We start from the raw sequence: 23,904 nt of genomic DNA on the forward strand, positions 1-23,904 counted from the left end.
TCATGAAACATTTAGACTACTGGATAAAACAGCAAAAACAGCAACAGTTAGAAGATCAAATTAGAACAGAACAAGCCAGAACAGAAGTTCAAGCGATTGTTAAAGTATTAATAGAACGATTTTCTATTAAAAAAATTATTCTGTTTGGTTCTTTAGTTCGAGGAAAATTTCATGAAAACTCTGATATTGATTTAGCGGTAGAAGGAGTTCCCAAAAGGGATTATTTTACAGCCGTTGCGATCGCTAACAACCTAACATCCCGATGGGTAGATTTAAAACCCCTAGAAGACTTAGAACCTCACTTTCGAGAAAGGGTTTTAGCCACAGGAGAATCTGTTTATGAAGCCAATGTCAGCAAGTAAAATTAGAGAACTAGCGACGGATATTGAAATTGAGTTAGAACGTTTAGGAAGGTTGGAATTAGCGATCGCTCAAGTCCATGAGGAAATTCGACGTGATCCAGAAAGATCGGCAATTTTTTATGAAAGTCTAGCCTTAAAGTTACATAACTTTTATACAGGTTGTGAGCGGATTTTTCAACTCATTGTTTCTGAATTAAATGGTTCTTTACCCTCAAGTTTTGATTGGCATAAAAGACTTTTAAATAGAATGAGTATAGAAAGAGAAGGGTTGCCAGCAGTTTTGACTTCAGACACAGTTGTTCGGTTAAATGAGTATCTAGGTTTTAGGCATATTGTTAGAAATTTGTATGGTTTTGAATTAGATCCAAACAGGCTAGAAAAACTTGTTGAACATTATCCTACGGTTTGGCATCAAGTTAACTTTGAACTCAGAGAATTTATCAATTGGCTTAGACAACTCTCTGAACAGTTAGAATAATCAAAAGTTACGAGTGTAAATAGTTGTTGAGCTTTAGCCCTCTCTGCTTTCCTTTTAGGGCTAAAGCCCAACAACGGTTTGATAAAATTCCTCTAATGCAGCCACACAAACCTGATCATCAAAAATCAGATGATGGCGATCGCTCATTTGTTCAGAAATTGTTTTGCGCCATACAGGATCTAACCCTAATTTAACTGCTATTTTAACATATTCTGCTTCATTTTCTGCAATTGTTTCTGTTAAGCCGATCATTTTTAGGAAACTATCAGCATGACGTCCGCGCATAAATTCCCCAGGGCAAGTTACAATGGGTAAATTACAAGCGATCGCTTCTAAGGTGGGAGGATTGAAAATTCCCTAATCCCCGTATATACATATAATAACCTTATTTTCATCCGAGAAAACCTGCGTTGATCAAAATTGGGACAGATATGATCAGGAAAATAACTAAGTTGAGACAATTGCTGGACTCACAACAGTTAGAGTTTCTCATGGAAGCTCATAATGGATTAAGTGCTAGAATTGTAGAAGAAACTGGGTTTAAAGGCATTTGGGCGAGTGGTCTTTCCATCTCCGCAGCGCTAGGCGTTCGAGATAATAATGAGGCTAGTTGGACACAAGTGTTAGAAGTGCTTGAATTTATGTCCGATGCCACATCCATTCCAATTTTGTTGGATGGAGATACGGGTTATGGTAACTTTAATAATGTTCGTCGTTTAGTTAAAAAATTAGAACAACGGGGAATTGCTGGCGTTTGCATAGAAGATAAAGTCTTTCCTAAAACCAACAGTTTTATCAATGGAACAGCCCAACCTTTAGCGGATATTGACGAATTTTGTGGAAAAATTAAGGCAGCTAAAGATGCTCAATTAGATGAAGATTTTGTCGTGATTGCTAGAATTGAAGCGTTTATTGCTGGATGGGGTTTATCGGAAGCTTTAAAACGAGCCGAAGCTTATCATCAAGCTGGAGCGAATGGGATTTTAATTCACAGTTCCTTACGAGTCCCCGATGAAATTTTAGCGTTTAAACAAGAGTGGGGAAATCGATGCCCTGTTGTGATTGTTCCCACTAAATATTATACCACACCGACTCAAGTTTTTCGAGATTATCAATTTTCAATTGCCATCTGGGCTAATCAGGTTTGTCGAGCCGCCATAACAGCAATGCAGCAAGCAACAAAACGAATTTTTACAGAAGAAAATTTATTAAATATTGAAGAAGATATTGTTCCCGTTTCAGAAGTTTTTAGATTACAAGGAGCTTTAGAATTACAAGCGGCTGAAAAGCGTTATCTTCCTCAAAATCAAAAACAAAGCAGTGCCTTACTCTTAGCCGCATCAAGAGGAATTGAGTTGGGAGAATTTACCCTCGATAAACCTAAGTGTATGCTGGAGTTAAGGGGCAAACCTTTACTCTCTCAAGTGGCAGATACTTACCGAATGGTTGGGATTAAAGAGATTACTGTGGTTCGCGGATATAAGAAAGAGGTTATTAATTTACCCAATCTCAATTATATTGACAACGATGATTATGACTCAACAGGGGAATTGATATCACTTCAGTTAGGCTTACAAAAATTTTCAGAAGGAAATCAGGATTTAATCATCGGTTATGGCGATGTTTTATTTAAAAAGTATGTCTTGCAACTGTTATTAGATAATAATCATGATTTTGTAGTAGTTGTTGATGCAAATAGCCAAGGTCAATCTAATTCTGTTCGCCCAGATTATGTTAGTTGTTCATTACCCAATTCTAAACAAGCTTTTTATACTGAGGTTTATTTACAGCAAATTAACAATCAACTTTCAAAATCGGAAAGTTGTGGGATGTGGACAGGAACTTTAAAAGTTTCTAGTCAAGGTCAAAATATCTTACGGGATACCTTGAAAACTTTACTGTTAGAAGAAACTGCACAGAAACAAGGAAGAATGCCAACCTTAATCAATGAAATTATTAAGCTTGGATATCCAATTCAGGTAATTTATATTACTGGCAATTGGTTAGATGTCGATGAAATTGAAGATATGATTAAAGCAGGGAGTTTCTAATGATTCCAGCCGAAACGTTTATTCAAGCAACACAAAAGTTAGGATTTGGATTATATACAGGTGTTCCCTGTTCCTATCTGACACCTTTCATTAATTATGTGATTGATTCTACGGATTTACGCTATGTGGGGGCAGCTAATGAAGGGGATGCTGTAGCGATCGCATCGGGTGCAGAATTAACCGGAATTCCCAGTATTGTTATGTTTCAAAACTCTGGGTTAGGAAATGCGGTTAACCCCTTAACATCCCTCAATCAAACCTTTAAAATTCCCATCCTAATTATTGTGACATGGCGGGGTCAACCCGATGGGGTTGCTGATGAACCTCAACATCATCTAATGGGACAAATTACACCGCAATTGCTGGAATTAATGCAAATTCCCTGGGATTATTTCCCCACAGAAGTTGAGGAAATTCAACCGACATTAAACCGGGCAATGGAACATCTGAAAACCCAGCAAACTCCTTATGCTTTAATTATGAAAAAAGGATCAGTGGAGTCTTGCCCTTTGAATTCTAGCCTACCCCCTAAACCTGATCAAGTTCCGAATACTTCAGCACAATTTGAATCTCATGAAAGTTATAGTCGCCATGACATTTTGAAAGCAATTAAAAATCAGATTCAACCCTCAGATATTCTGTTAGCAACAACAGGCTATTGTGGTCGAGAACTGTATGCCATTGAAGATTGCCAGAATCAATTTTATATGGTTGGGTCAATGGGATGTGCTTCCAGTCTTGGCTTAGGAATTGCTTTGAATAAACCTCAACACCGTGTTATTGTTTTAGATGGAGATGGAGCCGCTTTAATGCGTTTAGGAGCCTTAGCAACTATTGGTTATGAACGGCCAACGAACCTTATTCATATTTTATTAGATAATCAATGCCATGAATCCACAGGAGGTCAATCTACCGTTTCCCATTCTATTGATTTTAGCGCGATCGCCTCGGCTTGCGGTTATGAAAAATTAGCCTGTTTAACGACACCCGAACAACTACAAAGTGCTTTAAGTTCCCCTTCAGAACAATTGACTTTCCTACACGTTAAAATCAAACCAGGAATTCCAAAACAATTACCTCGACCCACCATTACCCCTCCTGAAGTTGCCCAACGTTTACGACAATTTTTATTAACCCAAGTATGAAAATTCCCCATCGTCCTATTTTACTAAACCCTGGCCCAGTAACTCTGAGTGAAAGAGTTCGTAAAGCTTTATTGCGAGAAGATTTATGCCATCGAGAACCAGAATTTGCTGAATTAATATTAGACATCAAAACTCGTTTATTGCAGGTTTATCCAGAAGCGACAAAAGATTATGAAGCCATTATTTTAACAGGTTCAGGAACCTCGGCTGTAGAAGCGATGCTATCAACTTTAATTCCTCCATCAGGAAAAGCTTTAGTTGTCGCCAATGGGGTTTATGGAGAACGGATGGCTAAAATGATTCAAACTCACAATAAACCCTTAACAATCGTCAAATCTGCTTGGGATGAACCGATGAATCTCAATGAAGTTGAGAACTGTTTAAACCAAGATTCAACCATTACCCATATCGTAGCCGTTCACCATGAAACAACGACAGGACGATTAAATGATATCGAAAAATTAGGAGAAATTTGCTACAATAAAAATATTGCTTTATTGTTAGATTGTGTCTCTAGTTTTGCAGCAGAAACCTTAAAATTCTCCCAGTGGAATTTAGAAGCTTGTGCCGCAACAGCTAATAAGTGTTTGCATGGGGTTCCAGGGTTGTCATTTGTTGTGGTGAAAAAATCCGTCTTTGAGTCTCGTCCCTCGGCCGCTAATACCCTATATCTTGACCTTTATCCCTATCAAAAACAGCAACAAGAAGGTTACTCACCCTTTACTCAAGCCGTACAAATTAGTTATGCTTTGCAAGAAGCTTTAAAAGAATTAGAAGATTTAGGAGGATGGAAAACGAGACAACAGTTATATCAATATCGCTCTCACCAAATTCAAAATAAATTACAAAGTTTGGGAATTAAAACTCTTTTAGAACCTCAAGCTTATTCCTGTGTTTTAAAGTCTTATCAGTTACCGACGGGCTACACTTATCAGCAAATTCATGATCACTTAAAACAATCAGGTTTTGTCATTTATGCAGGACAAGGAGGGTTAGAAAACCGTATTTTCCGTATTGCTAATATGGGAGATATTCAAGAAATTGAAATTCAATATCTTCTAGAATGCTTTGAAAAATTACTTCAATCTTAAAGGAGGGTTTATGGCTTTTAATTGGCATGAAGTTTGGGAGCGAAAGGGACGTTTAGAAACGACCAATTTAAAAGAGTTAGATGGGTTTGAAGAAACTACCATTGACCCGGAATGGGTAGCCAAGCAAATTAGTGATATTTTAGAAATCAAACCCGATGATAAAGTCTTAGAAGTCGGTTGTGGGGCTGGGATGATTGCCCAATATTTAAACTGTGATTATGTCGGGATTGACTATTCAAAATCCTTAGTCCAAAAACATATTCAACTGCTGGGTCATTCAGTTTTACAGGGATCAGCGAATAATTTAATTTTTAAAGACCAATCCTTTGATAAAGTTTTTGCTTATAGTGTATTTCACTATTTCCCTGATTTAGATTACGCTAAAACCGTGATTCGAGAGATGAAAAGAGTTGCTAAAACGGCTATTTTTATTGGAGATTTACCCTGCAAATCCCATCGTGCAGAACATCTTCTTTTTAATGCAGAAGATTTTAACGATGCTGAAACTACCCCAGGTTTTTATAATCCTGATCGATTTAATATCTTAATCAAAAATAAACTCTCTTAATCCTGATAAACTAGAACTAAGGTTAGGAAATCGCCCATGATAGAAAAGAAACCGATTCGGATTTATGTTGATATGGTTGCTGACCTATTTCATGCGGGTCACGCCAATTTTTTGAAGCAAGCACGAGCTTTAGGGGATCAATTAATTGTTGGCATTCACTCGGATGAAACCGTTGCTGGATACAAACGTCAACCTTTGATGAGTATGGCAGAAAGAATAGCAGTGGTTGAAAGTTGTCGCTATGTTGATGAAGTGATTCCTAATGCACCGCTAAATGTAACCTTAGACTACTTGAATCAATTAAAGATTGATTATGTTTGTCATGGCGATGATGTCTCTCCTGAAAATCTGGAAAAATGGTATGGAGAAATTCACAAACAAGGTCGCCTCAAGTTAGTTCCTTATACTAAAAATATTTCTACCACTAATTTACTCCAGCGCGTTTCATCAAGAAGCAAATTTAATTTTATCAGTCAACCCATTCAGGTTGATTTTGTCGCTTACCATGACTTACAAGCTCAAGCAGGACTATCCGTTTTTGAAGCCATGAGTCAACACTTTGATTGTCGTTGGTTAATTGGCCCTGAGCAACAACCCACAGGTGCAAAAGCCGCCGTTTTACTCGATCATACTCACCATCATCCTCAAATTAGAAAATCAGCGCAGGGTTATCAATACTTATTTTATCTTCCCCATGACTTAGGAGATGTGGATGCTTATGAAATTGAAAAGCAACGGTTAAAGGAATTTAATATTATTTTTGTTCCCGGTTCGTTACACCGAAATTATGCTCAACAAGCATTAGGATTAAGTTATACACAACCTTTTCACAAACCCACCCAATTAATCTTACAAGGAGGCTGGCCAAAATACGACAAAATCAACTTAGCTGAAAGTAATAATGAACTTTATTTAAAGTTAACCAACTTACCTTATGAATCTACCATTTTATATGCACCAACTTGGGGACATACGAGAGAATGGGAACAACTGTTACCCCTGTTTAAGAAACTTCCCTGTAACTTGATTATCAAAAATCATATTTATGTTAATCCAGGTCAAGCTTACCCCAAAGGGTTAGAAGCAATGTATGAAAGTTGTCTTCGTTCTGTTCAAGAAATGGAGGAATTTGCTTTAAACGATAACCCACCTAATATTATCGTAGCTCCCAGAACCTTAAATATCTGTACCCTATTTCCTTTTGTTGATATTTTAGTTTCGGATCAATCCTCAGTCAGTATAGAATTTCTTCCCTTTGGAACCAGTATAGAAACAGGTCGTTTTAATCCTGATCCGAATCAACTTAAACCTCAATCGAGTTTAATTTCTCAGGATGTTTTATTTATGCCTTTTGAACAACTTCAGGACGTTTTTGCTTCTGAGAAATCGTTCACAGATTTTATCAAAGAACAAAAACAAAAATCTGATCGTCAACAGATTGTTAACCAAAAAATTAAATTTTCAGGTCAATTAATTGCTCAATTAATTGATCGCTATCTTTCATTCTGGCAAGTTCATGAACATCCAATTCAACCCCATACAGCCTTTGAAGCCCTGATGAATCAATGGCATGATTTACTTTTAAGTTAAGCTGTGTTGAATTTAATAATTAAAACTAGGAGATGAATGATGTCAATTGATCCACAAATCTTAGAAACCTTAGAACCGTTAATTGATCAACTTCCAGAAGTTTATCAATCGATTTACTTAGGGAAGGAATTAGTTCGGGAAGGTTTACGTCAAAATGATTGGGAAAGGCTAGAAGTCATTAAAGATTATATTAAACCCGGTCAGACGATATTAGATGTGGGTTCTAACGTTGGTTTTTTTACGATTAATCTAGCAAAAATGTTTCCTGACAATGTATTTGTCAGCGTTGAAAAACAATATAGTTATGCTCGTCTACAAGCCGAATTAATTAAATTAGAAGGGGTTAAAAATGTTATTTTAATTAATTCTGTTGTAACTTCAGATTGGCTAATTAAAGCTTCCCAATCCTGTACTTATTTTGATGTGACTCTTTTACTTTCTGTCTTACATCATATTGAAGACGCAGAATATTTTTTAACAGAACTGAACAAAATTTCCAAATCTTTTATTATGGAACTTCCTCACCCCGATGAGTCTAGGGTGTGTGGAAAAGATATTTTAAAAACCCAGCTTACCTTGGATAAAATTAGCCAAGTTAAACCCGTTTTTATTAAAATGAATTATGAAGCTACAACCCATTGTGATACCGAATTAACCCGCTCATTTTACTATGCGGATTCACCGGATTACGAAAGAGAAGCGTTGTTTCCTTATATTGGCTATCCCTTAAACCCTCGTAACTATATTATTAAATCAACGGATCAAGGTGTTGTCATTCATAAATCCCATCTGAAGCAAGATATTCAGATCATTCCAGGTGTTCTCCTTTATGATATTGCTCAAATTGGACAAATTTTTGCTCCTCAATATGAAACAGTTAAACAGCAAATAGAATCCCAATTTAAACGGCTTAATACTCTTGATAATGTAGCGGATATTAGACCTTGGAATCTATTATTTACAGCCGAGGGTCTAAAATTTATTGATTATCAATATACTTCTGATTTAGATGTAGATTTAAAATTTGATCATCAAAGAGACTTTAACCTCATCTGCAATTTTATCAATGACCTATTTGGCATTTACCCTAAACCTCAAATTTTGATTGATGGCGTTTTTTTCCAACTTTACCAAACAGGAATTGCCAGGGTTTGGAAATCTTTACTCGAAGAATGGTCTACTCAAGACTTTAGTAAACATATTTTAGTCTTAGATCGAGCCGGAACATCGCCCCGCATCCGTGGCATCCGATATCGAACTATTCCAGCTTATAGTTATAGTAGCACAGACCAAGATAAGCAAATGTTGCAGTATATCTGCGATGAAGAAGAAGCAGATTTATTCATTTCAACATACTATACTACTCCTCTAACAACCCCTTCAGTTTTTATGGCTTATGATATGATTCCTGAAGTTTTAGGGGGAAATTTGAATGAACCCATGTGGCGAGAAAAACATCATGCCATTCGCCATGCTTCTACTTATATTTCTATTTCTGAAAATACAGCAAAGGATTTAGTCAAGCTGTTTCCTAATCTCTCTTTAGATGCCGTTACAGTCGCCCATTGTGGTGTATCTTCTATCTATACTCAGGCTACGGTAGAAGAAATTCGGCAATTTAGAATTAAATATGGAATTTATAAACCCTATTTTATTCTCGTGGGGATGAGCAATGGTTATAAAAATGGAGAACTATTTTTTAAAGCTTTTTCTCAACTTTGTACTGCTCATGGCTTTGAGTTAGTTTGTACGGGAACAGGTGCTTTCTTTATGTCAGAATTTAGACAATATACCCCTGGAGTTGTTGTTCATCCTTTACAACTCAATGATGAAGAATTAAAAGCGGCTTATTCAGGAGCCGTAGCTTTAGTTTATCCTTCTATTTATGAAGGATTTGGCTTACCGATTTTGGAAGCTTTAGCTTGTGGCTGTCCTGTGATTACTTGTTCTAATGCTTCAATTCCTGAAGTCGCTGGAGAAGCAGCTTTATATGTCAATGATCATGATGTAAATGGATTAACAGATGCTTTGTGTGAAGTACAGAAACCCAAAGTCCGTGAGTTTTTAATCGAAGCAGGTTTAGAACAAGCTAAAAAGTTCTCTTGGTCAAAAATGGCTGATCAGGTCAGTTTAGCTTTAATAAATGCAACACTTTTGCCCCTAAATTTGAGAGAGATCAATTTAGTTGTTTTTCCCGATTGGACTCAACCAGAAGAAACCCTTTATTTAGAGTTGGGAACTATTATCCAAGCTATCTCAAATCACCCTGACAGAAGCCAAATTACTTTACTGATTGATAATAGTAATATTATTGATGAAGATGCAGATTTAGCTTTATCTAGCGTGATTATGAACCTTATGATGGAAGCAGAATTTGAGGTTGATGAGAGTGTAGAAATGACTTTAATTGGAAACTTGAGTCAAATGCAGTGGAAAGCTTTATTAACTCATGTTCAAGGGTGGATTAGACTAGAGCATGAAAATCAAGAGGCGATCGCATCCGTCTGTGCAGAAATTATCCCAATTTATGATTTGACTATTTAGAACCGGAAAATGTCAAACCTCAGCAAGTTGTTTTTGGGACTCTAGCCACTGTTGATAAGCCACTTCATCTCCTCCAAATGAATCAACAGAGACTTCACGCTCTGGCATCGGGTTGAGGGTTGCATTGATGGGACTGTACTTGCAATAGCAGATCACAACCATATCGAAGTCCATTCCAACAGGGATATCTGGTGTATAGGTTTCGACCCGTGTAACTTCCCAATCACTCTGACGGTAATGAGTTGAAGACTCTGGATAGTTAGAATCAGTAAACTGATCAACTCGGATGAACTCTGGGGGACGGTATCCAAGTTCAGGTAATGCCTTGTCAGAGCAATCGTAATGCTCAAATAAGGTTTTTGTGAGAGAGCCAGTGTGAGCATATTTGCGATCTTTCCAACCGGGTTGACGCTTTTCTGCTCGAAAGACAATCCATTTACGCATTAGCCTTCCTCCTTTTGGGTATCGTAATAGGATTTGGGAAATTCAGTTTTTCCCTCAAACACACAATCAACTTCAAGAACAGGATTACCCGTTTTCTCTATATCAACCAATTGCCAGCCGTATTTCTCAGCCATTTCTTCACAACAATCCCCATCGACTGCTGCATGGCGTGATTTGTTTTCATCTTCATCATATCTAGGTTTTGGCATCGTTAAATTGCTCCTAGTTTGGAGTCAATCTTTTATCGTTTCTTGCACAATTTCACCCTTATACTTTCCTAATCGATATAAAGTTAGTGGACTGTGACGGTTATGTTCTTCTACCATAGCGATTAATTCATCCAGTGCTAGGGTAACAGCGTCAATTTTGCGAATAGCCTCCCGCCAGTTCGCAACAGAACGCGCTCTTGTCTCTGCATCAGGTATTGTGCGTGGGTTATTCATGGTAGATTCCAAATCCTTTTACTTTCTTGAGTGGTTGCTTCCACCGCATCAGCCGTGACTGAAGCTTGTTCAATAGTTTGGCTCAATAAATTGATCATAGCACTAGGAGCAATAGGTTGAGCCTCAGCGATCGCTAATGTCAGAGTAGCTAGACGAGAATAAGGATTTCTCAGACGTTCTCCGCCATTTTGTAATTGCTCCAATTCTGGAATTGTTTCCTCCGTCTCACCATAGTCTTCAAACAAATCATACTCGGCTGTTTTTGCCTGATCAATCAGTTCAACTAAACGTCGTTGCAGGTTGAAAATAATCGTCAAAGTTTGAGGGGATACTTTTGCCATATTGAACTTATATAAATGTACAACCTACCACAATACAATGATTTGCTGTTAACTAGGTTAGAGAAAATCCCGCTATAATAGCAGATAACCTTAATTTGCTATACAGTTTATCCTTAAGAATAATGAAAGTTATTGAAATTACTGAAACAATAGACGCACTTGCGGACTATGCAAATAGTCAAGAAGTGATTATTTTAACCCAAAATGGAGAAGTAATCGCAGCGCTAACGCCACTAAAATTCGATCAGAATATAGACAACATTCCTGGTGATTTGAGAGAGATGATCGAGGAAAAACAGTCTCGAAAAAAAACTGAATTGGAAACCACTTTTTATCAGCTTGTCGAGCAATGGAGAAGAGAAACTCGCGGGGTTTCCTCCACTGAACAATTATCAATGCACTCAGCCTATCAGCAAATTATTGGTATGGGTAGTGATGTGATCCCAATGCTGTTGCGGGAACTGGAAAGAAATTCTGGGCGTTGGTTTTGGGCTTTAAAATCAATTACCCGCGAAGATCCGGTAACTCCCGAACAGCAGGGAAACACAAAAGAAATGATTGAATCTTGGTTAAATTGGGGGAGAAAAAAGGGTTATATAGCAAGTCTAAATCAATTGTATAAATAGTTTGACATCCAATTCATCGTAGGGGGACGGCGCGCCCAAAGTCCGTCAACTTAAGCCTCCGAAGCCCTGAACTCAAGTTCGGGCTAAAAGCTGAAGTTATCTAAAGATAACTAAGATCATTCTTCATTAACCCGTTTTAACGGGTTTTAGCTTTGAGCCTGAAATTTATTTCCAGGCTTTTAGACTTAAGTTGACACGCTTTGGGCGCGCCTCGCCCCTACAGGGGAATATAGATATTTTTTGAGATTAATAATCACCACTCAAGTTTCTACAAGAGCTAATTTCCGAGCTAAACTTTGTGTAGCACGTCAAAAACACGGCAATCAGACATTTAGTGATAGTGTAGAACTGCTGAGAGAGGATAGAAATCGTTAAATCAATTCTTACCCTCAATATACTTCTGCCACATTTGTTCATAAGCATTTTCCATTTCACGAGTAAACTGTTTCCCATTCCACAACGGAGCCGTTTGTCTGTTTTTCCTTAATTTCCAAGCAATTTGTTGGCGTAGATTTTCATCTGTTCCTAACTTAATTCCCCATTTCACATATTCTTCATCTGTCCAAGCAATACCTTCTGTAATTCCGGCATTAATCATCATGGTATAACTATTGCGAGCCGCAAATTGTTCACCTACTCGTGTTACCATCGGAATTCCCATCCACAGAGTTTCCATTGTAGTTGTTGCGCCATTATAAGGATAGGTGTCTAATACGACATCACCAATACCAAGGTTGGCTCTGTGAATTTCCTCAGAAGGAGCCAAAGGTAAAAACTTTAATCGTTCACATTCTATTCCTTCAGATTGTGCGATCTCAAAAAAGAATTTTTCCAGAGATTTTTGATCAGATACGCCCTTCACTAGAAGATAGCTATTGGGTACAGCTTTGAGAATTTGTAATTGTAACCTTACGATGTCTGGATGACATTTGTATGCTCTTTGGGCGGTCAAATAAATAATAGAATCATTGGGAATATCTAGCTCATCTCGACGCAGGGTTGGTACACCCACTTCAAAACCATCTACTGCAATATAAGTTTGAGGTAAACGCCAAATTTTCTCCGTATAGTGGGCTTGAGCATCCTCTGGAAGCACATAAGGATCAGCGATATAATAGTCAATTGTCGGGATATTACTCGCATCCCAACCCAGCCAGGTCACTTGAACAGGCGCGGGTTTAATCGCCATAACATCAGCAGTATTAGTGAGTGTAATGCTATCAAGATCGACTAAAATATCAATTTCATCTTCATAAATTTTTTCAGCCGCTTCTGTTCCAGATAATCCTAATAAATGACCTTTATTGACATGATCAAAGTACCAATTTTTCAAAGGATCATTAGTTTTTACTGTACTCATGAAGTAACCATAAATTTCAAAGCGATTCGGGTCATGGTGCTGAAATACCCATCGCGCTAACCAACCAACAGAATGAGAACGTAAACAATGAGAGAGATATCCTATCTTTAAACGTTTATTGCTACGTTCTTCAATTTTGATCAGGGGTGATTTCCACTTCCTAAATTTTTCCACTTCCTCGTGGGCATAAGATTCAATATTGAACTGGGCTATCTGGGCGATTTGACGACGAATTGCTAAATTTTTATAAGGATTATCTTGAAAATACGCGAAGAAAAAGCTAGATGCAAATAAGCGTACCGTACTTGCAGGATCTAAAGATCGCGGTTGCTGATCAAATAAAGTTTGCAACAATAAAAAGTGTTCGTTGAGTGCAACAGTAAACTCCTCCCAATATCCTCCCGCACTCATCAAAGCTCGCATCAGGATATAGTTAGCATAGATTTTCTCTGTTAAAGTATCAGCAATAGATATAGAAACTTTAGCTGTTTCTATCCCCTTATTAAACTCATGAATATCCTGATACAGGGATGATAAATTTATCAATAGCTCATAATTTTTAGGTTCAAGACGTAAACATAATTCTGTGTATTTTACTGCCAAATAATGGCGAGAAAATATGTAAGCCGTTTTATAAATAAACTCAATAAAAGTGGCTATAAATGGTGATGTATCCTTCACATAGGGTAAACACGCCTCAGTGAACTCTAATGTAGATGGCTCAAATGGAGCATAATCTAAAACATTTTTTAAAACTTCGAGTAAAAGATTGGAATCTAACCCAATATCTTTTTCTGAATTGAGGAAATTGATCACTCCCCACTCTTTAAGTTCTTCTCCTGTATAGGTTGGAATAAGGGTTGATAATCCGATTAAATGCAATAAATTATTGATATCTTCCGGGTTAATTTCTCGAATATGCTGACGAATCACCCAAGCATTGGTATAATTTTTTGATTCTAACTGATGGTTAGCTTCAGTTTGCAAAACCTCGATTAGTTCTATTGTCCATTGCTCAATTTCTTCCGGCTCCCCTTCTGCCATTGCACATAACCAAGTCGTTTGTGCTTCTGTTTCTTGACCTTGTAGCAACAGTGCTAAACCCATGTACCAATAGTAAGCTTTACACTCCGGTTGAGCTTCAATAGCTTGTTCATAGAGTTGAGTGACTAGCGCATAATTCCCTTTTTGCCAAGCCTCATCAGCTTGCTGCTGCCCATCAAAAGAAAGAATTAAAGATTGTTCTGATATCATGATTTAACAAATAAGAGTGACTTAATCATTACTAAATTAATAGCCCTACCTAATCATTAGATTTGACTAGGCAGGGTTACATCATTTCTTCTATTAACAGAGTCAACTAATAGTTGAGTTAGAATTATTTAGAGACTGCTGTGAAACCACCAGCACAAACCGGCGCCGCTGTACCATTTATGCTTAGATTTGTAGCAGCAGGAGTGTTACCAACGGCTCCTTCACACAGGATAGTCTGGGTTGTTTTGTCAGTATTCGCAGCACCCACTAATCCAACTCCTGCCGCATAAGGCTTGAGACCCGCTGCTGGAGTAGCTCCAGCTGTAGCACCGCCTGCTATAGCTGCTGCCCCGTAAGTATAATTAGCAGTTAGGGTTTTGATCCCAATACCCAGTGATGGAATATCAGTACCAAACTTAGTATTTTCTACGTAATAGGCTTGTTGACCTTTATTAATGGAAGCTAGGTATTGTTTGGCTTCAGATTGTTTGGCTTTATTCGCTTGGCTGAGGAAGGAAGGCAGAGCGATCGCAGCCAGAATACCGATAATGATAATAACAACTAACAGTTCAATTAAGGTGAAACCTTCTTCTTTTTTTCTATTAGAAACGTATTGCAGGAATTTCGCTTTAAATTCAGTCTTCATAATCTTTTCTCCGTTTGGGGGGATGTTTGGTTTTTTATCTGGTAGTTCTAACTTACCCACTGCTCTAAAGTTTCATATCACCCCAACAAAATTTTTTTTTAACTTGATCCCGAATGCTCCAAAAGCATATACAGAAAGGTATCTATGGTTTTGAGGACTTCTTTAACCTGCTCAAAGGCGATTTGAGGATTAATCAGTTCTAGGGTAACAGGGTCTACAGGTTGGATCTGTTGCCAACGTTTTACCAGGGATATTATAGGTTGTTCTACCTCCCACAGGGGCAGCAAATAGGCAGCCAAACGACTTCCCAGGGTAATTCCTACAAGGGTTGGTAACTTAACATATTGACTGATATGAACTACGCACATCCGCTATCGCGCTCGATGTGCGTTTCTAACGCTTCAACTGAGAAACTTGCTTGAAGCTTCCGCACTCCTGTAGAGGTATTCTCATCTGCGTCTGAAGAGGCACGTTCCATACCCCTTGCGTAATTAAGCATCACCATTGCTGCGGCAACATCTCTATCACAATGAAACCCGCAATTAACACAATGATGTTCTCTTTCTGCTAATGTTTTCTTTTTCTGATGACCGCAATTTGGGCAAGTTTGTGAAGGTTTAACTTTCTGAGTTGGAACCTCAATATAAAACCCACCTGCCTCAGTGACTTTATATTTAATTAAGTCTTTGAGATTTCCAATCCCCACGTCAAGTAAAGATCGATTTAATCCTGATTTCTGACGTTTATTTTTACCTTTGGACTTGCGAGTCATCCCCTTAAGGTTTAATTTCTCAGTGGCTACGAAGCTATTACAGCTAACGATTTCTGTAGACACTTTATGCTGCCAATCTTGTCTTTGTCTGGCAACCTTAGATTGGATTTTAGAGATGGCTTTATTCGCTTTTCTCCATCGTCGTGAAGCTTTAACTTTCTTCTGAGGAGGTCTTTTTTTGCGACTGGTTTTAGCGATTTTGTTGATTTTGCTTTGAGCAACTTTAACAAATCTGGGATTCTCAATGAAATTACCATTCGAGTCGGCAATTGCATGATGAGTTCCGAAGTCTAAACCAATCGCACCAACGTCTGTTTGATAACGAGATGGTATGCAGTCAACTGTGATTGACGCATACCATTTTCCTTGTGTGAACAGGATGGTACAAGTTTTAGGTTTTCCCCAATCTCTGGCTTGTTCCCGCATTTTAATGGTTCCTAAATTCGAGATTTTTAGGGAACCATTTTTACCATTGGTTAAAGCTTTCCATCCGCTTTGACAAGGATAAGTCCATCCTTTATAACGCCGACTTTTCTTAAACTTGGGATATCCAGATTTAAGCTTAAAGAAGCGTTGAAAGGCTAGGTCAACTCGTTTAACAGTGTCTTGTAATGCGTGGCTACCAAGTTCCTTATAATCCGTCCAGAATTCTTTGAACTCTGGCAAACAATTCTGTTGGTCGTAATAATTGACCGACTTATTGAATCGTTTGTAAGATGTTTTCCGATGTTCTACACAAGCATTATATAAAGCACAATGCAGTTTTCGCCAATAGTGCATTTTGTTGGCTTGCGCTTGAGTTGGATAGAGTCGGAAAGTCACTCTTTTGGTAGCCATAACATATCGACCTTCTGTTATATTTATGATTACTTATTATAATGTAGAATTTAAGAAGCATTACTGGGGTAAAGTTTCGTTTTGGTCTAACTAATACTATGTTGCTTCTTGCGGAGGCGCACCGATTGAGGTTCTTAAGAAATATATCCGGCTCCACACCCAGCATCTAAAATAACTTTTCCTTCTGTATTAATAACTTTCTGATATTTTAAATAATAAGGCGTGACTAAATTGTGGATAAATAGCAACTCATAATCGGTTTTAGGCGATTGTTCTAAGGGAATTCTAGGATAGGGTGCTGAGTCAAACTGTTGACGAATTTTTTCTAATAATTCAGGATCTTGATTTTGCATTGTTGTTTTTCAATGGATCGATAAACGGTAAACTATTAAAGGGCGATCGCAACTCTGTTGGTATCGAATTAAATTGAGTCAGCCGTGAAATCAATTTCCGGCGTAGGGGCGAGGCGCGCCCATTAGTGTCAACTTAAGCCGAAAACCCCTGAATTATAGCCGAGATTAGATCCCCCTAAATCCCCCTTAAAAAGGCAGGGCTGTTTCATTCTACAAAATTGGGGAGACAAATTGAGTCCCCAATTTTCTAAATTAAAACCCAAAAACTGAGTAATTCTAGCTGAATTNGACTTTGGGCGCGCCTCGCTCCTACAAATAGCTTGCGATCGCACCCTCTCTATTTATACAATGCCATCTATGGATAACAAAATTACATTTCTACTCAAAGTTCTACTCTTGTCCCTGGGAGTATCGGTTTTGATCAAGTTCGTTGGCCCATTGCTTTCGATTCCCGAATCCTCAACTCTTGCTGGAATTACCGTTTGCTTACCCTCCGTTATTCTAGCAGTGTTATTTAGTTGGCGGATGAGACAACAGCACCAACAACTGGAATAGTGGGCTAAGAAATAGTAAAACACATCAAAGGTGGGTGACACTCAATCGTTTGTGATCTCAACTGTTAAGTTATTAGTTGTCACCCCCCTAGAATTTAAAGCAATATTATTTTCCTTTTAACTGCTTCAAACGATCAGCTTCAAAGGGAGCACCTTTTAACATCCGATTCCAATATAACCAAGGTAAAACATAAAGCTTGGCTAACCACATACTATAGCGTTCTTGGGTAGGATCAAAAGGAAAACTAGAGTCGGGTTTACTCTCGTAGGTAAACTCCGCCATAATCGTTTTTCCATAACCCGTAATTAACGGACAGCAGGTATAACCATCATAACTTCCGGTTAGTTTTTGCGACTGAATTAAACCATAGAGATTTTCTACTAACGCAGGCGCTTGTTTACGAATGGCCGCCGCCGTTTTAGAAGTGGGTAGGGAAGACGCATCTCCTAATGCAAATACATTCGGATAAACATTATGTTGTAATGTTGTTTTATTCACATCCACCCATCCCCCAGGTTGCACTGCTAAGGGACTATTTTTAATAAAATCTGGGGGACTCATGGGCGGCGTGACGTGAATTAAATCATATTTAATCCTGACTTCCTCCACACCGTTACCCGTTGTCACAGAAAAAATGGCTTCTTTTGTTTCCGGTTTAATTGCTTTGAGATTATGTTGATAATTAACCTCAATATTGCGACGTGCAACTACTTTTTCTAACGCTTCACAATAGCCCGGAATGGGGAACATTTTGCCAACAGCCGTACAATACATCACCCGGCTTTTTTCCCGTACCCCATTGTTGCGGAAAGTATCATCCGCTAAATACATAATTTTTTGGGGTGCTCCTCCACATTTAATCGGTGTGGATGGAAAGGTAAAAATTGCTGTTCCCCCTTTAAAATTCTTCAACAATTCCCAAGTGTAGGGGGCATATTCTAGGGAATAATTACTGGTGACACCATTTTTACCAATAGCATCTTTTAATCCTTCAACTAAATGCCAATCAATTTGAATTCCCGGACAAACCACTAAGTATTGATACTGAATCCGTTGACCCTCTTTAGTAATGACTACATTATTTTCAGGTTCAAATTGATCAGCATAAGCTTTAATCCATTTGACACCCGCCGGAATACAGTTTTTTTCATCCTTAATTGTATCTTCAATGTTATAAACACCCCCACCCACTAACGTCCAAGCGGGTTGATAGTAGTGTTTATCCGAGGGTTCAATAATAGCAATATCGAGGCTGGAATTTTTCCGCATCAGTTGGGCGGCGACGGTAATTCCTCCCGCTCCTCCCCCAACGATGACAATTTGATGGTAGGTTGTATCGGAATTTGATGCTTGTAGGTTTGTACTTGACATAATGGCTGGTCACTTTTGGACAGATCTCCTCTTTGAGTGTAGAGGGGAAGTAACCCCAGAGTACAATCTATTAACAACTTTTAAGAATTCTGGCCAAAGGGTCTGTTTAAGGCTCTCAGGACTGCTTCATGGGTTTCCTGTGTTTTTAGGGTTGTTTTGAACTGAATTAATTTCTAGGTGATTTTCTCAGGATTTCCTAATTGATTGTTAAAACTTATTTATTTTTTGGTTTTTAGTGAATTATTCGATTTAAACTGCTATTCTTGATTTAAAATCTCTTAAAAATTAACAATTAAAAATCTATCTTTGAGAAGACTTACAAAAATTAATAAATTCGTTATCTTTATTAATAGATCAGAGCGTCCGTATTTATACCTTGCTGAGATGATCTGCCCAGAATTTAGGATGATTTTTCTCAAAAACCTGTCTCATCGGTATTCAGGGAGTACGGATCACTAGAAAACCATTGTAAAATATTTACCCTATTCAGAATTAAATTTTAGGATCAATATAGATTTGAGGACAAGTCTAAGCCCAAATCAACCGATACAATAGCAGTAAGGAAATACATATTAGTCTATCGGCTCTGCTTTTAGGTTGAATTCCTGATCCTTAAATTCTAAATTCACCTGTTAAAACCTCAAAAAAGTACAATTATGGCTTCACAACATCAAGTTAAACAATATTTAGCCCACTGGTTTCAGTTAGGTAAAAAAGTGTTGATTCATAACGGTACAGAATTTCGCTTACCTCAATTTGTGGTTCAGGGGGAAAGGTATAGCCGAGAGTTTGAAGACTGTTGGAAAGAAATCCTATCTCCCGAATCTGGAGAGTGCTATTTGGAAGGAACAGAGGAAACCATTCAAGACTTGCTCTCCTCAAAATGGGAAATCGAATCCTGTGCGCGGTGTTCCCTCCTGGTTCCGATCAAAACGGTCGGGATGCCTCCCACTTGCTGTCCCTGCTTCGATTTACCCACCTGGCCGAATATGGAAACACCCTTACCTCGTCTTCCGATCAGTACCCGTCTATATCTATTGAATATTTGCAACCGACTCACCGACACGACAGAAACAGACAATTGTGAGTCAGGTTAATTTTGAACCAAGAGAAAGGTCTTTTTGGGAATGTAAAGGACTGGCTGAGGATATTGTTACAATAGTTAACACAAACAAACTCCCACCTAAGTCTTTATCGCCTGCAAAGCCCCAGCTTGATTCAAATTTACCTAATATGACAATTACCCAACTCCAACCGATCAACTCGGTTTCTCCTGCAACCATTGATGTTTCCTCAGAATTTGTGGAGGAGCATCACCCTTTGCCTCAACCGCCAGAGGGGACAACCCCTGATGAATCTAATCAGCCCGCCTTACGCTACGATCCCGTTGCCATTGCCGATTATTACCGTTCCCGCGTCTTCCAAGTCTGGGGACGGCTGTTAAGCATTATGGTGAAATTTGGTTCCTTTGCCTTGGGCCTATGGTTAGATGGTAAACGAGGCAAAAAGGTTAAAACCGACCGCAAACGAGCGATTCAACTGCGAATCACCTTAACGGAACTTGGCCCTGCATTTATTAAAGTGGGACAGGCGTTATCAACCCGGCCCGATTTAGTTCCGCCTTTATATTTAGAAGAATTAACAAAATTACAAGATCAACTGCCTCCGTTTCCCAATGAACTCGCCTATCAATTTATTGAAGAAGAATTAGGCGATCGCCCGGAAAATATTTATGCAGAATTAAGTCCTGATCCCTTAGCTGCCGCTTCATTAGGACAGGTCTATAAAGGCAAATTAAAAACAGGCGAAATCGTGGCGGTCAAAGTTCAGCGTCCGGGGTTATCCGAAAATATTGCCCTGGATATTTATCTGTTACGAACCTTAGCTCAGTGGGCGAAGAAAACCTTTAAGTTTATTCGCAGCGATTTAGTCGCCATCATGGATGAATTTGGGGGTCGAATTTATGAAGAAATGGACTACAACCATGAAGGACGAAATGCCGAACGATTTCGACAACTTTATGGCAATATTCAGGATATTTATGTGCCTCGAATTTATTGGGATTATACGGGGCGTCGAGTGTTAACAATGGAGTGGATCAACGGTTCTAAATTAACGAATTTAGAAGAAGTTACCGCCCAAGGTATTGATGCGCGTTATTTAATTGAAGTTGGGGTGCAATGTTCCTTAAGACAATTATTAGAACATGGGTTTTTCCATGCTGATCCCCATCCGGGTAATTTATTAGCCAGTCCTGAAGGGAAATTAGTGTATCTGGATTTTGGCATGATGAGCGAGGTTAAACCCTATCAACGTTATGGGTTATTAGAAGCCGTTGTACATTTAGTCAATCGAGATTTTGAAGGGTTGGCGAAAGATTATGTCAAGTTGGAATTTTTAACCCCTGATACCGATTTAAGCCCAATTATTCCGGCTTTAGAAAAAGTGTTTAATAATGCGTTAGGGGCGAGTGTTGCCGAATTGAATTTTAAGAGTATTACGGATCAACTCTCAGATTTAATGTATGAATACCCGTTCCGAGTTCCGGCGTACTATGCGTTAATTATTCGGTCTTTGGTGACATTAGAAGGCATTGCTATTAACGTTGATCCCAACTTTAAAGTCTTAAGTAAAGCCTATCCCTATGTGGCTAAACGATTGTTAACTGATCCTTCGGTTGAGTTAAGAACATCCTTGAAAGACTTATTATTTAAAGAGGGATCATTTCGCTGGAATCGGTTAGAAAATCTACTCAAAAACGCTCAACATAGTGATGATTATGATATTAACGAAGTCTTGAATCAAACCCTCGATTTCTTATTCTCAGAGCGGGGGGAATTTATTCGGGAACAGTTAGCTAATGAATTTGTTAAAAGTATTGATACGGCTTCTCGTAATGCTTTGACAAAGGCTCAATCTAAAGTGGCTGAATGGATGGGAGTTAAAGTTGCCTCGACTTCGGCGAAAGAAGTTAAACTAACTCCCGATCAAAATAACTTAGAACACTTGCAACGGATTGTTAATATTCTCCAAGAAACCAAAGGGTTTGATCCGATGCTATTAGTGCAGCGTGTTCCCAGTTTAATTGTTAAACCCGAAGTGCAACATCTGAGTCAAAAAGTAGCCGGAGAATTAGCGCAACGGGCAGCAGCAAGACTGATTCGGGAATTATTTTTATCCTCTGATCCCCTAATTTCTGAGGATAATCAACTGGGGTCTAGTATTCAAGTAAACGGACATTCTGCTAATGGCAAATCAGTCTCCAAACAACCTTTATCTTTACCACCGAGTCGTTAACCTGTTGGGGCGTAAATGTTAAGTCCACGCCCCCAACAAATTAGGTTTTTGTAGGAGGTGCAGGTTGTTTACTTTAACGCATCCTTTAACGCACTGCGTGCGGCTAAATGGTTGCGAGTTGAAGTTAAAATCTCCACTTCCCGATCCAAACGGGTGACGGTATCCAACATTTCTAATAGGGTTTGTTGTTCCGTTGCGACTCCGTAGAGATTACTGGCCACCCAATAGGAGAGTTCTGTCGGTAAATCAGGAATATCATCAGGAAGTTCAATGTTTTGTTCCATCAACTTTCCTGATAGATGAACTACATCCCGCAACAAACGTTCTACTTCCGTTGCTAAAGGTCTTAAATCTTGTTGGGGGGGTTCATCTTCAATCCATTCGACCAAACCCACCAGATAAGGCTTTTCCCGAACCGCTTCTAATACCCGAAATCGTTGCTGTCCTAACGTCAGCATTTTGATCCGATCATCGGGTAAACGTTGGTATTGGACAATTTCTGCACAGCAACCCACAGAAGCGACTTGGCCTTGAGTCGGATCAAACATCAATACCCCAAAACGGCGATCCGTATTCAGGATAGTATTCATCATAATCCGATAGCGAAATTCAAAAATATGCAGGGGCAGGGGTCTACCCGGAAATAGAACCACTTCCGGTAGAGGAAATAGAGGAAGCTCTCGAACTGCAATTGAGGAAGATGATGCCATTGTCCGTTAAATTAAGACCTATTCACAAGGAAGCATAATCCTTAATTGTGCCTCACTTGAGAGAAAACTGCTAGACCCGAAAAAAAACCGGGTTTCTGTAATAACTTTGCTGCTTAATAGAAATCTTGTTGAAAAAATCCAATTTCTGAGAACCTTTAAACATACTGAGAAACCTAGTTTCTGAGTTTCAGGTGAGGGTTGAACACAAATATAGATGACTACGCTATAATATTAAATCAAACCCTTAAAATAATAGCCATGAATAATCACCCTGACAATGGCTCCCCAGACAACTTGGATTCTCTATTTAATAATTTAATCCAATCTTTAGAAATTGACTCCCATCAACAACAAATTCCTGAACAGACACACAATATTATGTCTGTCCCTGATTTCCATAGCCACGACCCCCATCATCTTCATCTTGATGTCTCTAACTTCTCTGGAACTGGAGAATATTATCAAGGTCTACACCCATCTTTTATCTCTGACCTGAACTTTCAAACCCCAGAATTACATCCTAATGGGACGGAGTTAGAACAGTTTAATCCTTATCAACACCCCGAACAAACCGACTATTCAACCCCTGATCAATCCTATCACAATTCGGGAATAGAAGATCACTCGCAACAAATGTCTACCTTTTCCGCAATGCAAACACTTAATTATGTAGAAAAGGGAGATTCTAATAGCGTTCATATTTATCCAGATGGTGATGTTTATTGGGATAGTGGCGGACAAGCCGGACATATTGATGGGCAAAAATTTTATAACAATGGCAACCATTATATGGGGCATTTAGGTGCTGATATGAAGGTCTATGATGCTCATGATAAATGTATTGGTTGGGTTGATACAAAAGGTCATGCTTATACCTTAGATGGGGCGGTTTTTGCTGAAGGAAAAACACCGATTTGGGCGGCGACGGTGTTGGTTTTTAATACCTCTAGTCCAGGTTGATTTCAACAAAAACTCTGTAGGGGCGAGGCGCGCCTCGCCCCTACGCCCGAAATTGATTTCAGGGGTTGATTATAGAGATCAACCTTATAATTTATTAACCGGAGAT

At 38.7% G+C, this 23,904-nt stretch carries 23 protein-coding genes and 2 pseudogenes; 13 read left to right on the top strand and 12 right to left on the bottom strand.

Going from position 1 to position 23,904, the window contains the following annotated elements:
* Positions 1-2 precede the first annotated feature (2 nt).
* Both PL8927_RS17530 and PL8927_RS17535 read left to right on the top strand, forming a co-directional pair.
* The gene (locus tag PL8927_RS17530; protein ID WP_083624111.1) at positions 3-362 is read left to right on the top strand and encodes a nucleotidyltransferase family protein; all 360 of its coding nucleotides are present in this window, start codon (positions 3-5) and stop codon (positions 360-362) included.
* Complete coding sequence (locus PL8927_RS17535) at positions 340-840, top strand: ribonuclease toxin HepT-like protein (protein WP_083624114.1); 501 nt, start codon at positions 340-342, stop codon at positions 838-840. Before PL8927_RS17530 ends, PL8927_RS17535 begins: the two co-directional genes overlap by 23 nt.
* A 60-nt stretch (positions 841-900) precedes the next feature.
* Here PL8927_RS17535 and PL8927_RS17540 read toward each other — a convergent pair whose 3' ends face one another.
* Positions 901-1,125, bottom strand: a complete 225-nt coding sequence (locus PL8927_RS17540) for a hypothetical protein (RefSeq protein ID WP_083624116.1) — start codon at positions 1,123-1,125, stop codon at positions 901-903.
* A gap of 146 nt (positions 1,126-1,271) precedes the next feature.
* Between PL8927_RS17540 and aepX the strand changes: the two genes are divergently transcribed.
* From aepX to PL8927_RS17570, 6 genes are read left to right on the top strand one after another with little or no spacing between them, the layout of a single operon-like run.
* Positions 1,272-2,891: a phosphoenolpyruvate mutase gene (gene aepX / locus PL8927_RS17545; protein ID WP_083624119.1), complete on the top strand. Its 1,620-nt coding sequence runs from the start codon at positions 1,272-1,274 to the stop codon at positions 2,889-2,891.
* Entirely contained in the window at positions 2,891-4,036 is a 1,146-nt protein-coding gene (aepY, locus tag PL8927_RS17550) for a phosphonopyruvate decarboxylase (protein ID WP_083624121.1), read from the top strand. The genes aepX and aepY overlap by 1 nt, the downstream gene beginning before the upstream one ends.
* Positions 4,033-5,127, top strand: a complete 1,095-nt coding sequence (locus PL8927_RS17555) for a 2-aminoethylphosphonate aminotransferase (RefSeq protein ID WP_083624123.1) — start codon at positions 4,033-4,035, stop codon at positions 5,125-5,127. The genes aepY and PL8927_RS17555 overlap by 4 nt, the downstream gene beginning before the upstream one ends.
* A gap of 10 nt (positions 5,128-5,137) precedes the next feature.
* Complete coding sequence (locus PL8927_RS17560; RefSeq protein ID WP_083624124.1) at positions 5,138-5,695, top strand: class I SAM-dependent methyltransferase; 558 nt, start codon at positions 5,138-5,140, stop codon at positions 5,693-5,695.
* 36 nt (positions 5,696-5,731) lie between these two features.
* The gene (locus tag PL8927_RS17565) at positions 5,732-7,285 is read left to right on the top strand and encodes an adenylyltransferase/cytidyltransferase family protein (RefSeq protein WP_083624126.1); all 1,554 of its coding nucleotides are present in this window, start codon (positions 5,732-5,734) and stop codon (positions 7,283-7,285) included.
* Positions 7,286-7,324: 39 nt separating this feature from the next.
* A complete protein-coding gene (locus tag PL8927_RS17570; protein WP_083624128.1) occupies positions 7,325-9,829 on the top strand; it encodes a glycosyltransferase in 2,505 nt (834 codons plus the stop codon).
* A 12-nt stretch (positions 9,830-9,841) separates the two neighbouring features.
* On the opposite strand, the gene PL8927_RS17575 is transcribed toward PL8927_RS17570, so the two are convergent.
* Genes PL8927_RS17575 through PL8927_RS17590 form a run of 4 tightly spaced genes read right to left on the bottom strand, consistent with a single transcriptional unit; the run spans position 9,842 to position 11,057 of the window.
* Positions 9,842-10,273, bottom strand: a complete 432-nt coding sequence (locus PL8927_RS17575; RefSeq protein ID WP_083624130.1) for a hypothetical protein — start codon at positions 10,271-10,273, stop codon at positions 9,842-9,844.
* Positions 10,273-10,482, bottom strand: a complete 210-nt coding sequence (locus tag PL8927_RS17580) for a hypothetical protein (protein ID WP_083624132.1) — start codon at positions 10,480-10,482, stop codon at positions 10,273-10,275. Before PL8927_RS17580 ends, PL8927_RS17575 begins: the two co-directional genes overlap by 1 nt.
* Positions 10,483-10,506: 24 nt before the next feature.
* Positions 10,507-10,716 (bottom strand): hypothetical protein, encoded by a 210-nt coding sequence (locus tag PL8927_RS17585; RefSeq protein WP_083624135.1) that lies wholly within the window; start codon positions 10,714-10,716, stop codon positions 10,507-10,509.
* Positions 10,713-11,057, bottom strand: a complete 345-nt coding sequence (locus PL8927_RS17590; protein WP_083624137.1) for a hypothetical protein — start codon at positions 11,055-11,057, stop codon at positions 10,713-10,715. The genes PL8927_RS17585 and PL8927_RS17590 overlap by 4 nt, the downstream gene beginning before the upstream one ends.
* 122 nt (positions 11,058-11,179) lie before the next feature.
* Between PL8927_RS17590 and PL8927_RS17595 the strand changes: the two genes are divergently transcribed.
* On the top strand, positions 11,180-11,683 hold the full coding sequence (locus PL8927_RS17595; protein ID WP_231506050.1) for a hypothetical protein: 504 nt from the start codon (positions 11,180-11,182) through the stop codon (positions 11,681-11,683).
* Positions 11,684-12,059: 376 nt separating this feature from the next.
* On the opposite strand, the gene PL8927_RS17600 is transcribed toward PL8927_RS17595, so the two are convergent.
* The 4 genes from PL8927_RS17600 to PL8927_RS17615 all read right to left on the bottom strand — a co-directional run bounded on the left by PL8927_RS17600 (position 12,060) and on the right by PL8927_RS17615 (position 16,552).
* Positions 12,060-14,297 (bottom strand): O-linked N-acetylglucosamine transferase, SPINDLY family protein, encoded by a 2,238-nt coding sequence (locus tag PL8927_RS17600; RefSeq protein ID WP_083624140.1) that lies wholly within the window; start codon positions 14,295-14,297, stop codon positions 12,060-12,062.
* 124 nt (positions 14,298-14,421) lie between these two features.
* A complete protein-coding gene (locus PL8927_RS17605; RefSeq protein ID WP_083624142.1) occupies positions 14,422-14,943 on the bottom strand; it encodes a type IV pilin-like G/H family protein in 522 nt (173 codons plus the stop codon).
* A gap of 98 nt (positions 14,944-15,041) precedes the next feature.
* Positions 15,042-15,311 (bottom strand): hypothetical protein, encoded by a 270-nt coding sequence (locus PL8927_RS17610; protein ID WP_083624144.1) that lies wholly within the window; start codon positions 15,309-15,311, stop codon positions 15,042-15,044.
* Positions 15,302-16,552 carry an RNA-guided endonuclease InsQ/TnpB family protein gene (locus tag PL8927_RS17615; RefSeq protein WP_156093231.1) on the bottom strand — a complete coding sequence of 417 codons (1,251 nt, stop codon included), beginning with the start codon at positions 16,550-16,552 and terminating at the stop codon, positions 15,302-15,304. Before PL8927_RS17615 ends, PL8927_RS17610 begins: the two co-directional genes overlap by 10 nt.
* Positions 16,553-16,598: 46 nt before the next feature.
* Here PL8927_RS17615 and PL8927_RS29015 point away from each other — a divergent pair.
* A pseudogene (locus PL8927_RS29015) lies at positions 16,599-16,727 on the top strand (transposase); the annotation flags it as partial.
* On the opposite strand, the pseudogene PL8927_RS17620 reads toward PL8927_RS29015, so the two are convergent.
* Positions 16,696-16,905: pseudogene (locus PL8927_RS17620) on the bottom strand (class I SAM-dependent methyltransferase); the annotation flags it as partial. The pseudogenes PL8927_RS29015 and PL8927_RS17620 sit on opposite strands and share 32 nt — an antisense overlap.
* Positions 16,906-17,565: 660 nt before the next feature.
* On the bottom strand, positions 17,566-18,831 hold the full coding sequence (locus PL8927_RS17625) for an NAD(P)/FAD-dependent oxidoreductase (RefSeq protein ID WP_083624149.1): 1,266 nt from the start codon (positions 18,829-18,831) through the stop codon (positions 17,566-17,568).
* A gap of 656 nt (positions 18,832-19,487) precedes the next feature.
* Here PL8927_RS17625 and PL8927_RS17630 point away from each other — a divergent pair.
* Together PL8927_RS17630 and PL8927_RS17635 are read left to right on the top strand one after the other, a co-directional pair.
* The gene (locus tag PL8927_RS17630; RefSeq protein ID WP_083624150.1) at positions 19,488-19,928 is read left to right on the top strand and encodes a hypothetical protein; all 441 of its coding nucleotides are present in this window, start codon (positions 19,488-19,490) and stop codon (positions 19,926-19,928) included.
* 136 nt (positions 19,929-20,064) lie between these two features.
* Positions 20,065-22,128: an ABC1 kinase family protein gene (locus PL8927_RS17635; protein ID WP_083624152.1), complete on the top strand. Its 2,064-nt coding sequence runs from the start codon at positions 20,065-20,067 to the stop codon at positions 22,126-22,128.
* A gap of 68 nt (positions 22,129-22,196) precedes the next feature.
* On the opposite strand, the gene PL8927_RS17640 is transcribed toward PL8927_RS17635, so the two are convergent.
* Entirely contained in the window at positions 22,197-22,838 is a 642-nt protein-coding gene (locus PL8927_RS17640; RefSeq protein WP_083624154.1) for an LON peptidase substrate-binding domain-containing protein, read from the bottom strand.
* A gap of 258 nt (positions 22,839-23,096) precedes the next feature.
* Here PL8927_RS17640 and PL8927_RS17645 point away from each other — a divergent pair, with 258 nt between their 5' ends.
* Positions 23,097-23,798: a hypothetical protein gene (locus tag PL8927_RS17645; protein ID WP_156093232.1), complete on the top strand. Its 702-nt coding sequence runs from the start codon at positions 23,097-23,099 to the stop codon at positions 23,796-23,798.
* Positions 23,799-23,904: the final 106 nt, after the last annotated feature.

The sequence above is a fragment of the Planktothrix serta PCC 8927 genome, from assembly GCF_900010725.2.
GTDB lineage: Bacteria > Cyanobacteriota > Cyanobacteriia > Cyanobacteriales > Microcoleaceae > Planktothrix > Planktothrix serta.

What these genes read in the sequence shown, in the direction of transcription:
- aepX (WP_083624119.1), top strand. Translation starts at nt 1,272, where the DNA reads ATGATCAGGAAAATAACTAAGTTGAGACAATTGCTGGACTCACAACAG.
- PL8927_RS17600 (WP_083624140.1), bottom strand. Translation starts at nt 14,297, where the DNA reads ATGATATCAGAACAATCTTTAATTCTTTCTTTTGATGGGCAGCAGCAA.
- PL8927_RS17630 (WP_083624150.1), top strand. Translation starts at nt 19,488, where the DNA reads ATGGCTTCACAACATCAAGTTAAACAATATTTAGCCCACTGGTTTCAG.
- PL8927_RS17575 (WP_083624130.1), bottom strand. Translation starts at nt 10,273, where the DNA reads ATGCGTAAATGGATTGTCTTTCGAGCAGAAAAGCGTCAACCCGGTTGG.
- PL8927_RS17530 (WP_083624111.1), top strand. Translation starts at nt 3, where the DNA reads ATGAAACATTTAGACTACTGGATAAAACAGCAAAAACAGCAACAGTTA.
- PL8927_RS17535 (WP_083624114.1), top strand. Translation starts at nt 340, where the DNA reads ATGAAGCCAATGTCAGCAAGTAAAATTAGAGAACTAGCGACGGATATT.
- PL8927_RS17570 (WP_083624128.1), top strand. Translation starts at nt 7,325, where the DNA reads ATGTCAATTGATCCACAAATCTTAGAAACCTTAGAACCGTTAATTGAT.
- PL8927_RS17610 (WP_083624144.1), bottom strand. Translation starts at nt 15,311, where the DNA reads ATGTGCGTAGTTCATATCAGTCAATATGTTAAGTTACCAACCCTTGTA.
- PL8927_RS17560 (WP_083624124.1), top strand. Translation starts at nt 5,138, where the DNA reads ATGGCTTTTAATTGGCATGAAGTTTGGGAGCGAAAGGGACGTTTAGAA.
- PL8927_RS17615 (WP_156093231.1), bottom strand. Translation starts at nt 16,552, where the DNA reads ATGGCTACCAAAAGAGTGACTTTCCGACTCTATCCAACTCAAGCGCAA.
- PL8927_RS17565 (WP_083624126.1), top strand. Translation starts at nt 5,732, where the DNA reads ATGATAGAAAAGAAACCGATTCGGATTTATGTTGATATGGTTGCTGAC.
- PL8927_RS17585 (WP_083624135.1), bottom strand. Translation starts at nt 10,716, where the DNA reads ATGAATAACCCACGCACAATACCTGATGCAGAGACAAGAGCGCGTTCT.
- PL8927_RS17595 (WP_231506050.1), top strand. Translation starts at nt 11,180, where the DNA reads ATGAAAGTTATTGAAATTACTGAAACAATAGACGCACTTGCGGACTAT.
- PL8927_RS17625 (WP_083624149.1), bottom strand. Translation starts at nt 18,831, where the DNA reads ATGTCAAGTACAAACCTACAAGCATCAAATTCCGATACAACCTACCAT.
- PL8927_RS17605 (WP_083624142.1), bottom strand. Translation starts at nt 14,943, where the DNA reads ATGAAGACTGAATTTAAAGCGAAATTCCTGCAATACGTTTCTAATAGA.
- PL8927_RS17640 (WP_083624154.1), bottom strand. Translation starts at nt 22,838, where the DNA reads ATGGCATCATCTTCCTCAATTGCAGTTCGAGAGCTTCCTCTATTTCCT.
- PL8927_RS17580 (WP_083624132.1), bottom strand. Translation starts at nt 10,482, where the DNA reads ATGCCAAAACCTAGATATGATGAAGATGAAAACAAATCACGCCATGCA.
- PL8927_RS17555 (WP_083624123.1), top strand. Translation starts at nt 4,033, where the DNA reads ATGAAAATTCCCCATCGTCCTATTTTACTAAACCCTGGCCCAGTAACT.
- PL8927_RS17635 (WP_083624152.1), top strand. Translation starts at nt 20,065, where the DNA reads ATGACAATTACCCAACTCCAACCGATCAACTCGGTTTCTCCTGCAACC.
- PL8927_RS17590 (WP_083624137.1), bottom strand. Translation starts at nt 11,057, where the DNA reads ATGGCAAAAGTATCCCCTCAAACTTTGACGATTATTTTCAACCTGCAA.
- PL8927_RS17540 (WP_083624116.1), bottom strand. Translation starts at nt 1,125, where the DNA reads ATGCGCGGACGTCATGCTGATAGTTTCCTAAAAATGATCGGCTTAACA.
- PL8927_RS17645 (WP_156093232.1), top strand. Translation starts at nt 23,097, where the DNA reads ATGAATAATCACCCTGACAATGGCTCCCCAGACAACTTGGATTCTCTA.
- aepY (WP_083624121.1), top strand. Translation starts at nt 2,891, where the DNA reads ATGATTCCAGCCGAAACGTTTATTCAAGCAACACAAAAGTTAGGATTT.